The organism is Halobacillus dabanensis (genome assembly GCF_900114165.1).
GTDB classification, from domain to species: Bacteria; Bacillota; Bacilli; order Bacillales; family Halobacillaceae; genus Halobacillus; species Halobacillus dabanensis.
This window is the reverse complement of record NZ_FOSB01000009.1, coordinates 1-12,958: the sequence shown is the minus strand read 5'-3', so window position 1 is coordinate 12,958 and position 12,958 is coordinate 1. Positions and strand designations below refer to the sequence as shown.

The following is a 12,958-nucleotide window of genomic DNA, read 5'->3' as shown; positions in this document are numbered from 1 at the left end:
TATTAAATAGAACAGCCCCTGGGTCCCAAATGACCCAGGGGCATTTATATAACATTAACCTTTATAATCTGCTGGTTTCACTTCTTCCCCATCTTTTCCAGAAAATCTTAGTCCCCAGCCTGTCCAGGCAGCTATAAACATAACAATTAGAAGCAGCCAGCCTTGGAAAACGAACGGAAACACTTCGCCTGGATTGACTACTGGAAGAAAATCATACTGTTCAGCAGCCCCACGGACGGTCGCCCATGCAAGGAGGACACCTCCGCTCCATGGAAAGATATAACCTAATGAAGAAGTGACCGTGTCCAGGAAGTTTGCTCTTCGATATGGGTGGATGTTCATTTGTGTTCCCAATTTCCTTACAAAAGGCGCTGCAGCAATTTCAGCTGCCGTATTAATAGTAATGAATAAATTCAGGAAAGCAACAATACCAAAAATCGCAAGTTCTGCACGGCGGACGACATTATTAATAAGTTTTAAGAAGAAATCCTTGATGACATCCATCGTTCCTGCTACTTCCAATAAGTATGCAGCAGCCAAGATAAATAAGATCAGGATTGCCATATTAAAATAGCCACCGATCCCGTCGATTAGGGCGCCTTCAACGACAGCTTCACCAGAATCATTTTTATAAATATGAATAGCTTCCGTTAATGATTTCCCTGTAAGGAAAATGAAAACCGCGGAAGCTAGGATACCCCAAGAAAGGGAAGTCAGTAAGTGATGACCGCTCAATGCTAAATATAAGACGAGTACAAATGGTATTAACATTAAAAGTCCATTCGGTGACACTTCATTCTGCAATGAGTTGATAACTTGTTGACTCCCTGTTTCGCCGCCTCCGCCGAAAATTACGAATAGTATAAGAGCTGGAACCGCAGCGGTGATGGAATATTTAAACCTTGAACGGACAACACCAGGTACATCAGCGTCCTGAGTAGTCGCAGAAACGATAGTAGTATCTGAAACAGGGGCCAGGTTATCTCCAAATACTGCTCCACTTAAAATCGCAGCTAGTAGAATCACCGGATCTGCTCCCAAAATTACACCAGCTGGATACATAAGTACTCCGAACGTAGCAACTGTCCCGTACCCTGTACCGACTGCTGTAGAGAACAAACCTGCCAACAAGAATGTAACACCAACAAATGCGCCTCCTTCAAGGCCTGATTGAAAGCCGAACCAAATGAGTCCATCAACCAAACCACCGGCTGAAAGCATGTTGGCGAACATTCCTGCCCAGAACCAGGCGATAACCGCCACGACACCTACAGGTTGAGCCATTCCAGAAATTAGACTTTGCGCATAATCTGCCCATTTTGATTTACAAAAGAATAGTCCGAGCGCAATACCAATGACCATTCCTAATACTAAAGCTTCTTCTGAAACAAGCTTTGTTACACTTAAGACAATTGCCCAAATGATAAAAAACACTAAAGGGATGGTTGCAGCAAAAACTCCACCACGGAATTCTAACCGTTGGACGTCTTTTTCCCCAAGCGCTTCATCAATGACTTGTTCTTGTTCTTTATCTTTATCTGCCACTAGAGTCCCTCCTCTACCAAATTCAACTGTACAATAGTTTATCACTGATTGTGTATAGATGTAATATCCTGAGTTTTTTCCCAATTTTTCAAAAATAATAGTACAGGATAAGCTGATACATTTTCCTATTATATCTTTCGTTCTCTCCTTTTGACAGCAAACTTTCTTCCCGGAATTCCTTGCATGTTTTAATGATCGCTTTATTTAATGCTTCCCTCTACAATATTTCTGCCTTAAATGAAAACAATGCTTCCACTCCTTATCCATGTTTTTTGCATTGATAAAGGTGATTATGTTGCTTCTCCATTATACTTTTGAGGAAAAGAATAAGGTTACACTAGGTGTCTGCACCTTTAACCCCTGTACTTCTCGATTATTAGGAACTCGGTTCTCTAAATGATCCTTTCCTGATAATCACTGGAAGATTTGAGCAATCCAAAGGTCCCGATGAAGGCCTGAAAAAAATGCATGGAAGAAGGACGAATAAAAAATCTATGAATACTCATCAATTAATCTTCTCTCATTTCCACTCTCTATTCAGGCAAGTTTCCTTATCTCTTTTCAGCAGGATTTATTCTGCAAAACAATAGTTGAGACTTCATTTTTGAATTTTAAAATTCAAAAAAATACAATGGATTTATGAAGAATAGTTTTTCAACAAAGTTAGCGCTTACATTGTCGGCCAATCTTACATTTACCATTTTTTACTTTATATTTAAATGGCGCAACTAATGATAGTAACACGGTTCGATGTATTTGACTATACAAATTATTCTGATAACATTATGAAACACATAGAAAAACCAAAATTACTTAAATGATCAGACAGGAAGGTGAAAGTGTGACTACCGTAAAAAACACGAACGATCATACTACTCCTTTACGCCATGACATCCGCGCCTTAGGGAAGATGTTAGGGGACATCCTGGTCCACCATGGCGGCGAGGAACTATTAAACAAAGTGGAAACGATTCGACAACTGACGAAAGATCTTAGGAATAATCCTGATACCACAACCTACCATCAACTGAAAGAAGAAATTCAAAACCTCGAACCACCAATGCGTTCACAAGTAATCCGCGCATTCTCTATTTATTTCCACCTTGTTAATATTGCTGAACAAAACCACCGTATTCGCCGTCGTCGCGAATATCAGCTGCGTGAGGATCACGGAGCTCAGCCCTTTTCTTTAGAGAGTGCTGTATTGAACTTGAAAAATAATGATTTTTCCAAAGACGATATACAGGATGTCTTGAATAAACTCTCCCTTGAGTTGATCATCACGGCACACCCTACAGAAGCAACGAAGCGAACCGTCCTGGAGATCCAAAAACGGATCGCCACCATTTTGAAAAAGCTCGATCACCCTCAGCTGACTCAAAGTGAACGAGAAAACTTACAGGATAGCCTCCAAAACGAGGTTACAGTTCTTTGGCAAACGGATGAACTTCGCGAAAGAAAGCCTACCGTAATGGATGAAGTGCGTAACGGTCTATATTATTTTGATGAAACATTATTCGATGTACTTCCAGATATCCACCAGGAGCTTGAAGCAAGACTGGAAACACATTATCCAGATGAAGATTGGTCGGTACCGAACTTCCTCCGCTTCGGCTCATGGATTGGTGGAGATCGTGATGGAAACCCGAATGTAACCCCAGACATCACTTGGCAAACATTACAAAAGCAGAGAAAGCTTGTATTGAAAAAGTATGACGAAGTGCTTGTCGAATTAATGAAGCGGTTCAGCCACTCTTCTGCACAAGTGACTGTGACAGACGAGTTGAAAAATGCTATTGAAAGAGAAGAAAGCATGCTTCCTGAAGGAAAGAAATGGCGTGTAGACCGGGAGATTTATCGCCGTAAATTTGCCATTATCCTTGAGCGGCTACGCCAGGTAGGTAAGTCAGAAATCGGTTATGAGTATGCGGACGAGCTACTTAATGATCTCCGCCAAATCCGGGATAGTGCTAAAACCCATCAACCGAATAAACGTGAGCTTAAAAAGCTGCGCAAATTGATTCGTCAAGTAGAACTATTCGGTTTCCACTTAGCTACCCTTGATATCCGCAACCATAGTGGGGAACACGAAGCGGCAGTGACCGAACTTCTTCGAAAAGTTGGAATTTCTGAAGATTATGCTTCCCTTTCTGAGGAGGAGAAACTGGAAGTACTGCAAGATGTATTAAAAGATCCTCGTCCCATTTCATTACTGAACGAAGACTACTCAGAATCAACCCAAGAAATGTTGAACGTATTCCAAATGATCCGTAAAGCCCATGTAGAATTTGGTAAACGATCGATTGAAGTATATTTAATCAGTATGACTGAATCAGCAAGTGACTTACTTGAAGTACTGGTCCTTGCCAAAGAAGCTGGCATTTATCGCCTGCATGCAGATGGCAAGGTCGAAAGCAATCTCAACATCGCTCCACTTTTAGAAACAGTGGATGATCTCGTAGCAGGTCCTGAAATTCTGAAAACACTATTCGAAATGGATGTTTATAGCAAACACTTGAACAAGCACGGTAATAACCAAGAAATCATGCTTGGTTACTCAGATGGTAGTAAAGATGGGGGCACATTAACAGCCAACTGGAGACTTTACAAAGCCCAACAGGAAATCCATGACATGGCTCACGATTACAATGTTGGCTTGAAGTTCTTCCACGGTCGTGGGGGATCACTTGGACGTGGCGGTGGACCATTGAACCGCAGTCTCCTCTCCCAACCTGTAGAAACCCTTGGGGATGGAGTTAAAATTACCGAACAGGGGGAAGTTTTATCTTCTCGTTACTTGTTAAGAGATATCGCTTACCGGAGCTTAGAGCAGGGAGCATCAACCATACTTGAAGGCGCGATGAATATTTCTCAGGAGTCTGAACAGGGGCACCACCGAGAGGATGTTTGGGAACAAGCGCTCGAAGATATCTCCGAAGTGTCCTTGAAAAAATATCAGTCACTAGTATTTGGAGACAAAGATTTCTTAACTTATTTCAATGAAGCGACTCCATTGAAAGAAATCAGTGAACTGAATATCGGCTCCCGTCCGATGAAACGTAAAGACAGTTCCAAGTTCGAAAACCTTAGAGCTATTCCCTGGGTATTCGCATGGACACAAAACCGCCAGTTGATTCCAGCATGGTATGCTTCTGGTACGGGCCTCACTCACTATGCAGAAAAAGACAACAACAATCTTGCTGTCCTTAAACAAATGTACGAAAACTGGCCATTTTTCCGCTCGACGATCAATAACTTACAAATGGCTCTGACGAAAGCGGACATCCAAACAGCCAAAGAGTACAAGGCACTCGTAAACAATGAAGAATTGGGAGAACGGATTTTCCAAAATATCGTAGAAGAGTACAATCGTACAAAAGATATTCTGCTTCAGATCACTGGAGATGGAGAACTATTAGACCATCAACCGACGATCAAAGAATCTGTTCGACTTCGTAATCCATATGTCGATCCATTGAATTTCCTTCAAGTCGAGTTGATTAAAGAATTAAGAGAAGTAGAAGATAAAGGGGACGATATCCTCACTGAAGTTCTACTAACCATCAGTGGTATTGCAGCTGGACTTCGCAATACAGGTTGATATTACGGAAAAAGCTGTCGGCACTTATGCCGGCAGCTTTTTTGATAACCATACATTAAATATTTATAGATTTCTTCCATGCCAGCTCTCTACCTTGAATACTTGATTTTAATCTATATTAGGCTAGTGGGTATGGATTTCCTTTCCGATGTAGAGCTGTTCTCCTCTTCTTGTTGCTATATGCAGAAAAAAACTCAGTCCAAATTCCTGGACTGAGTTTTCTTATCTTAATATAATTTACCTTGTCGATACATGATCGTGGACAATTTCATTACAGAATGAATATAACAATTTTGTCGTAACGGGAATGGATCTCCAAAGAATTGTGGCAAGATGGTATCCATTGTCACCCTCATTTTATTAAAGAGACGTTCAAACACTTCATCCTCTGTCAAAAACTGTGCTTCTCTTCCTTGTACCCATTCATAGTAAGAAACAATCACACCACCAGCGTTTGCTAATATATCCGGGATGATGAGGACACCTTTGTCAGCCAGATATTTGTCCGCTTCTTCCGTAATCGGACCGTTCGCCCCTTCGACAATAATCCTAGCCTTGATATTTTCCTTGTTCTCTTCATGAATTTGATCTTCAAGGGCTGCTAAAAAGAGGACATCGACATCCAATTCCAGTAAATCATCCCGATTTCTCACTTCTGCTTTCAGGTCATTTTCCTGCAAAACTTCTTCGGTTGTAGGTAAGTCTCCATCATTTTCCTTGGTGTATTGAATGAGACCAGGAATATCCAGCCCATCTTCATTATATAGCATTACATTCGCATCACTGACAGCTACGATACGATTTTGTAAATCATTACATTGATAAGCTTCAAGTGCAGCAACAGAACCTAGATTGCCGAATCCCTGGACAGCGACTTTCAACTTTTTGTCTGCATGATCCAAAGCTGTATGGGCGAAAGTGTTCTCCGTATCACGAAGCCACTTCCGGTTTTGGCTCACAAAGTTTTTAAGCAAATACCGGTACGTAAAATAGACACCTTTCCCGGTAGCTTCTCTTCGTCCTAATGATCCTCCATTCACAACACTCTTTCCCGTAAAACTATTTCGGTACGGCTCACCAGGATGGATATTCTTGAATTCTCCCATCATCCAATCCATTTCACGTTCTCCGGTACCTACATCGGGAGCCGGTATATCTTTATCCGGACCTAAAATATCATTGAAGTATTGGACATATTTCTTACATATTAAGTTTAATTCCTTGACGCTGTATTCTTTAGGATTGATGACAACCCCACCTTTTCCACCGCCGAATGGAAGTTCGTGCAGAGCATTTTTCAGAGTCATCAGTTTAGCAAGGTTTGAGGTTTCATCTTCATCCACCGTTTCATGAAACCGAATACCTCCTTTATAAGGTCCTACCGTGTCACTGTGTTGCACCCGAAATGCCGGGATTCTTACGATCGTTCCATTTTCCAATGTAATACGTAAAAAAGATTTATGTACATGGTTCGGCGTGGATAGCAATGCGACTAATGAAGAATAGGCCTGCTCCCTTGTCTGCGCTTTTAAATCTGGCAGGAATTCCTCATCTTCCATAATAGCTTTAAGCGATTCTTCGATAATAGTTTGTTGTCTGTGCATAGTTTCAAAGCCTCCGTTCTAATGATTAAGTCCTGTGATTTATTTCCTCCTCTAAAATCATCATACCCTAATCAATTACAATGAAACGTTTTCAACAAACAAAGACGTAAGCGCCTGGTAGGCAAGAAAAATATGCGAAACAGCTGTAGGATCAACAAAAAAAGCCTCCAAGAAAATGGAGACTCTTAACTACCCTAAAATATTGTACCCGGAGTCCACATAGACAATCTCCCCTGTCACGCCACGGGATAAATGACTCATCATCGCAAGGGTCATGTCTCCTACTTCTTCCTGTGTCACGTTTTTCTTTAAAGGTGATATTTCTTCTATTTTGTGTAATATTTCATTGAAGCTTGGAACACCTTTAGCAGCTAACGTTCGTATGGCACCAGCAGAAATAGCATTCACACGGATTTGGTGTTCCCCTAAATCTGCAGCCAAATAGCGAACCGTTGCTTCGAGTGAAGCTTTGGCAACTCCCATCACATTGTAGCCTTCAACAACTCGTTCAGCTCCGAGATAACTCATGGCAATCATGGCTCCACCCTCTGTCATATACGGTTGACTTGCCTTCGCCACAGCGATTAGTGAATAAGCGCTTGTATCCTGTGCAAATGCAAAACCGTCTCTTGAGGTATCGATAAAGTCCCCTTTCAAGTCCTCTGCATGGGCAAATGCAATCGAGTGGCATACTCCATGAATGACGCCCACCCTTTCACCAATCTCGGTAAATGCTTGTTGAATGCTCTCATCGTTGTTCACATCACACGGAATGATTGCTTTTGCTTCTAAACTATTATCTGAAAGAAGCTTCTCCAGTTTTTTTAAACTTCGCTCTTTCCTATATGTAAAAATAAGATTAGCCCCTGCTTGATACAGAGATTTTGCTACCCCCCAGGCTAGACTTCTTTGATTCGCCACACCCATGATGACAATGTTTTTATTTTTCATTTTTAATATATCTTCCATAGTGACCTCCAAAAAATTCATTTCCTTATTTATAACTTATCAAGATGACGGTTGTCTACTTTTCCTCCAATTCTACATGAATGAACTTCTCACCTAATGTTGAGAACCTTGTTCCTTGCTTAAAAGGGATCGGCCATTTGAATATGGGGCCATCATAGACGAAAGTATGAAACTCCCCCTTCTCACCGCAAGGATCAATAGATTCAGGTAATTCTTTGAGAAAAGAAAAATTGTAAATTTTCCCTACCCACTCTTCTCCTAACTTCTCACGGTCGACTGTTGTAATGACCGCATGAAATCCTTCAGAGATGATCATATTCCCAATTGAAGGTGAAGCTTTTCCCCATAATGGATAATACCCCTTCATCTTGTATTGATTCAAAAGTTGATCACGATAAGATTTTATATCTTCCAGAAAAAGATCGGCATAAACGACTATATCGACGCCTTTTTCTCGACATTGGCGAAAAAATGATCCTAAGCATTGTTCATATACTTCATTTGAAGCTTGCAAGGGGATTGGAATGATCGTCAGAGGAAGGCCGAGAGCTTTTGCTTGTTTCTGTAACAAGGAATCTTTTACTTCATGAATAGGAAGCCGCCCTTTTTCTTCGGAAATGGTAGAGAAAATTCCGCTCACTTCATAATTCGGATCTTTCATCACTTTATGCAATGCTAGAGCAGAATCTTTCCCTCCACTCCACGATACCATTACTTTCTGTACCATACACTTATCCCCTTTTTAAAGTTTTTAAATTCGGGTTTTCCTCGACGTTAAATCTAAAGTCATACGGAGCATGTCCTCACTTTTACCGTTCTTTCGGACATAATCAATAAAACAAGCTTCTTTTTGAAAGCCGAAAGATTCATAGAAACGGATGACTGTCGTATTCGATGCCAAAACATTCAACCGAATGATGTCGATATCTCCTTTGTGATTGCACTCATCTATCATTGCGGCCAAGAGTTTCTTTCCTATCCCTTTCCTACAGGCTGAGTGTTTTACACTAATACCGAATGTGCCTTGATGTTTGGTCGAATACAACTTACCAGGATCAAAATTTAAAAAGCCGACAACCTCCCCATCCATTTCTGCTACTAGAAAACACCTGCACCTTCAAAACTAGCAATCCATTTCTTCTCTAATTCTATCGAGTCATGGAATTCATCTGCATTCTTCATCCCGTATCCTTCCGAAATTAATTCTTTTCCAATACTCATCGTAAATCACGCATCTTCCTCTTTAGCAAAGCGAATAACACACTTATTAAGCATCAGGCTTCACTTCTTTCCGCTCCAATAAGCGCCATCCCCCATATGAACAAATGGGATATCTGTATCTACTTCTCCATGAATTTTATCGTCTTCTAGGTCTTTTCCTGATAACCACTCGGAAAAATCGAACTCCACTGGTTTTTGGTCGCCTCCCAACGCAAACCAAGCTTTGTTTTCCTTAGGTAAGTAACCAGATGTATGAATCGTTCCTGCCCAATTGCTGTATAGCTTCGAAAACACTCCCTGGTCCGTGTCATTCATTAAACGGAAGGCGTCTTCTGCACTTTGGATGCTGTTGCGCTTGTAATTAATCGCGTCCATTCTCTTCATCGAGTCTACCAGATGATTTCGGTTTTCTTTTTTCATGATCTCGAAATGGTTCGTACATACATCTGCTTCTCGTACTTCCACTCCTCTTGGCGAAGCTTCCACGACATACGTCTGATTGCTTCGGTCAAAAACCGTGTAACTAAAAGAATGACGGTGAGGGATTTCCCGAAGCATTGCGACGGCTTCTTCCACGTTTGCACAGGATTCCAACACTAACCGCCCAATCATACAACAGATAAAGCCATCCCCCGGACGTTTACGATGCATAAAATTGTACCCCATCACCAATCCTTTTTCATTCATTCCATCCATCCGCCCCGTAATGCGCTGTGTAGGACCGATAATACCATATCCTTGGTCAGTCGGCTGAAACAAACTATACCGTCCTTCGTAGGTCTTTGGCATATAATCATAATTACGAATGAAGTAGCCGTCCCCTGTCATAATCGAACAGCCGCTTCGTTTATAGTCATTGCGGTATCCACCATATTCCATCATCACTTTTTCCATTGACCATCCGAGAGCATCCCGAATACCTAATAACTCCTCCCACACACCTGGTGCAAAACGAGAAATCGCTTCTCTTACTTCTTGTTCCTCAACGGTAAAACGCGGTTTTCTTACCCTCCACTGCTTCTCACGATTTTTTACCGTCCATGAATCCTTCAACACCTTCCCCTGATAGAAGCCGAAGTCATAATGTGTTCCTCGAAATTGCATGATATCGCTATATATTTGTTTCATATGTAAGTCCTTTCCTTTTGCTTGTTTATGAATTAAATTTATCAGATATCGTTCCGAACAACAAAAAAGTGGTCCGCCTAAGTCTCCACTCCTTAGCCAAATATAAACTAAAAAGCAGACGAAAGGGGATGCTAGTAGCAAGAATTGTTCTTCACTCTTTTACAAATTGGGGATAAAGGGTATCGTCCAGTAAGAAAAGGTGAGAATATTTGCTTGTTTTTCTAGTTTTTCTATAGCAATTTTGGTACTCTAAAGGTTGTAAGAAATCAGAAAGCGTTTTCGAAAATGTGATTACCTGAGTGTTCAGGTATTAATTCTATAAAGGGTGGTGGAACAAAGATGAAGGAAGTCGTAATCTTGGGAGGCGGCTATGGTGGTATGAATACTTTGCATGGACTGCTCGATCAATTGCCTGAAGATGTACATATTACCGTCGTTGACCGGAATCCTTACCATTCATTAAAAACCGAATTTTACACGATTGCAGCTGGAACGGAGTCTGATCGTCATGCCCGTGTGGACTTTCCTATCCACGAGCAAGTCACTTACGTTTTTGATGAAATTGAAAAAATCGACACAGATAATGAAATGATCATCGTTAAAGGCGGTATCGAGAATATTCCTTACGATTACCTACTGATCGGTCTCGGTTGTGAGGATAATTACCATGGAATCGAAGGAGCTCGCGAATTTACGGAAAGTGTACAAACCTTCTCCAAAGCAAGAAGTGCGGGATTTGCTATTAACAATCTTGGAGCCTATGGCAAAGTCACTGTTGTTGGGGCTGGTTTAAGTGGGATTGAAGTAGCTTCAGAAGTTCGTGAAAGTCGTGGAGATTTGAATATCCGCCTTCTCGACCGCGGTGAAACTGTATTGAAAGCCTTCGATTCAAAGATTCAGAACTATGTGGAGAAATGGTTCAAAGATAACGATGTAGAAGTCATTCATGGTGCGAATGTCGAATATGTCGAAAAGGATGGAGTTTGCAATAATGGCGTCTGTTACTTGAATGACGTCACCGTATGGACAGCTGGTGTACGACCAAATTACCTCGTTCGCGAACTTCCCTTTGAAAAAGACGATCAAGAAAAGATTGTCATCAATGACTTCTATCAGGTCCCTACACACCAAAACGTCTATATCGTCGGGGATTGCGCCTCCTCTGAGCACTCTCCAAGCGCCCAGCTTGCTGGCCAGCAAGGAGAGAAAGTCGCTGAGGTCCTGAATGCCGTCCTTCAAGGGCGTGTACCGGAGCGGCCTGGTGATGTAAAATTGAAAGGCGCACTTGGTTCACTAGGAAAGAACGACGGGTTCGGCAACATGCTACAAAAGCCGATGACGGGTGTCCTTCCACGGTTAGCAAAGTCAGGTGTGCTCTGGTTAAGCAAACGTCACTAAAAAAGGTCGATCACATAAAACATGTGATCGACCTTTTTTATACATGCGTCTTTTCAAGAAGACCGCCAAGATACTTCGCCAATTCAAGCATGCCATATTTTCCTGCTCTTGTTTCAGCATCAGAATTATAATTTGTATTCGTATTGACATCATATGTGTACATCTTTCCATCCCTGTCCTTGATTGCCTCAATACCTGCGACCTGAATATTATTCTCTTGCAGAAATTTTTCATATTGATCGACAATAGGTGGCCGGTAGTCTTCTAAAACTTCAAACTTCGCTTTCGAGGCTTCCGCTTCCCCATCAGTTGGGCAATACATCTCTTCAATCGAACAAGCATCTGCAGGACAAAGCTCAAAACCTTCCGATGTATCAACTTTCACACCATAGACGAACTTCCCTCCGACAAACTCATGCCGGACTATATAAGGCTCTGGTGCTTCAATATATTGTTGAATCAAAGTTACACCGTCCACGGGTTCCTCAAAGGAGGGACCATCCAAATATCCACTCAAAGCTTCCAACGAATGGAAAAGCTGGACTCCTTGGCCTTTCCCCGCACGATTATGTTTGGTTATGAATGATTTCAAGCCCAATTGGCGTGCAGCTTCTGGAATATTTTCTTTTCCTACTACTGAAATCGTCTTCGGCGTATGAATGCCAGCTAGATTCAGTGCCATATATTGATTCACCTTACTTACTTCAAGACGTAATGCCCTACTTCCATTAACCACTGTACGCCCATGGCACTCCAGCCAGGCAAGAACCGCTTCAGTGAATTCGGGTGCATACCTATGATTCCTTGTATGTGAAGACGCGCTGATACGATTATAAAAAACACCTTCTGGTGGCTTGCTAGTCAAGTCAAGTATACCTTCATCCAAGTGCCACAATTCGTAGGGAAGGTTCAGCTCTTCCAGTCTTTCTGTTAGATGATCAGTCCATTCGTCATTTTCATGAAGGACATAAATTTTGCTCATCGAACTGACTCCTTTCTATTTCTTAGTACTTCCATTTTACCACAATAACCCGATAAGGTTACTAGGAATAACCATACTCCCTCCACCCTCTATTCCACTAAAGCTCCCTATTCTCGAAAACTCAGTTTCGAGACAATTGAGAGTGGATAGGTGCGGCGGGGAATGACTGAGGCCACTGAAAAACGCCTCCTAAAATAAGGAAAATGAAATAAAAGCATAAAAAAACCTCCAACTTTGGTAGAATTGAATTGACTAGAAACAAACACCAAATTGGAGGTTTTTATGATGCTCACTCAACATAGTCAAGTAAGCTTCTACACAGAATTATACACCAGAATCCCGGAAGATAACACCCTCCGAATTATACAAGATCATTTGGACTTCTCCTTTATCAATAATCTCCTTAAAAATTCTTATTCTCTTTATTATGGAAGGCCTTCGAAAGAACCTGAAATGATGGTTAAGCTTCTAATCCTCAAGAAATTCTACGGCCATTCCGATGAGAGTGTG

General features: G+C 41.5%; 11 protein-coding genes. 3 read left to right on the top strand and 8 right to left on the bottom strand.

The features are described from left to right. Positions 1-54: 54 nt before the first annotated feature. Positions 55-1,545 carry a Na+/H+ antiporter NhaC family protein gene (locus tag BMZ58_RS14745; protein WP_083412814.1) on the bottom strand — a complete coding sequence of 497 codons (1,491 nt, stop codon included), beginning with the start codon at positions 1,543-1,545 and terminating at the stop codon, positions 55-57. Between the two features lie 817 nt (positions 1,546-2,362). Between BMZ58_RS14745 and ppc the strand changes: the two genes are divergently transcribed. Beyond that, entirely contained in the window at positions 2,363-5,146 is a 2,784-nt protein-coding gene (gene ppc, locus BMZ58_RS14740) for a phosphoenolpyruvate carboxylase (protein ID WP_139207353.1), read from the top strand. 227 nt (positions 5,147-5,373) lie between these two features. Here the strand turns inward: ppc and BMZ58_RS14735 are convergent, their stop codons facing one another. From BMZ58_RS14735 to BMZ58_RS14715, 6 genes are all read right to left on the bottom strand, one after another. Beyond that, positions 5,374-6,750 (bottom strand): Glu/Leu/Phe/Val family dehydrogenase, encoded by a 1,377-nt coding sequence (locus BMZ58_RS14735; protein WP_075037331.1) that lies wholly within the window; start codon positions 6,748-6,750, stop codon positions 5,374-5,376. A gap of 189 nt (positions 6,751-6,939) precedes the next feature. After that, complete coding sequence (gene fabI, locus BMZ58_RS14730) at positions 6,940-7,719, bottom strand: enoyl-ACP reductase FabI (protein ID WP_075037330.1); 780 nt, start codon at positions 7,717-7,719, stop codon at positions 6,940-6,942. Positions 7,720-7,774: 55 nt separating this feature from the next. Next, positions 7,775-8,446 carry a Dph6-related ATP pyrophosphatase gene (locus tag BMZ58_RS14725; RefSeq protein WP_075037329.1) on the bottom strand — a complete coding sequence of 224 codons (672 nt, stop codon included), beginning with the start codon at positions 8,444-8,446 and terminating at the stop codon, positions 7,775-7,777. A gap of 24 nt (positions 8,447-8,470) precedes the next feature. Next, a complete protein-coding gene (locus BMZ58_RS14720) occupies positions 8,471-8,809 on the bottom strand; it encodes a GNAT family N-acetyltransferase (RefSeq protein WP_075037328.1) in 339 nt (112 codons plus the stop codon). Between the two features lie 8 nt (positions 8,810-8,817). Then, positions 8,818-8,940: a hypothetical protein gene (locus BMZ58_RS21640; protein WP_279626139.1), complete on the bottom strand. Its 123-nt coding sequence runs from the start codon at positions 8,938-8,940 to the stop codon at positions 8,818-8,820. Positions 8,941-9,000: 60 nt separating this feature from the next. Next, a complete protein-coding gene (locus tag BMZ58_RS14715) occupies positions 9,001-10,068 on the bottom strand; it encodes a C45 family autoproteolytic acyltransferase/hydrolase (protein ID WP_075037327.1) in 1,068 nt (355 codons plus the stop codon). 339 nt (positions 10,069-10,407) lie between these two features. On the opposite strand from BMZ58_RS14715, the gene BMZ58_RS14710 reads away from it, so the two are divergent. Further along, entirely contained in the window at positions 10,408-11,466 is a 1,059-nt protein-coding gene (locus BMZ58_RS14710; RefSeq protein WP_075037326.1) for an NAD(P)/FAD-dependent oxidoreductase, read from the top strand. 37 nt (positions 11,467-11,503) lie between these two features. Here BMZ58_RS14710 and BMZ58_RS14705 read toward each other — a convergent pair whose 3' ends face one another. Beyond that, on the bottom strand, positions 11,504-12,448 hold the full coding sequence (locus BMZ58_RS14705) for an ATP-grasp domain-containing protein (RefSeq protein WP_075037325.1): 945 nt from the start codon (positions 12,446-12,448) through the stop codon (positions 11,504-11,506). A gap of 285 nt (positions 12,449-12,733) precedes the next feature. On the opposite strand from BMZ58_RS14705, the gene BMZ58_RS14700 reads away from it, so the two are divergent. Beyond that, positions 12,734-12,958, top strand: a 225-nt coding sequence (locus tag BMZ58_RS14700; RefSeq protein ID WP_167360094.1) for a transposase, incomplete at its 3' end; no start/stop codon positions are given.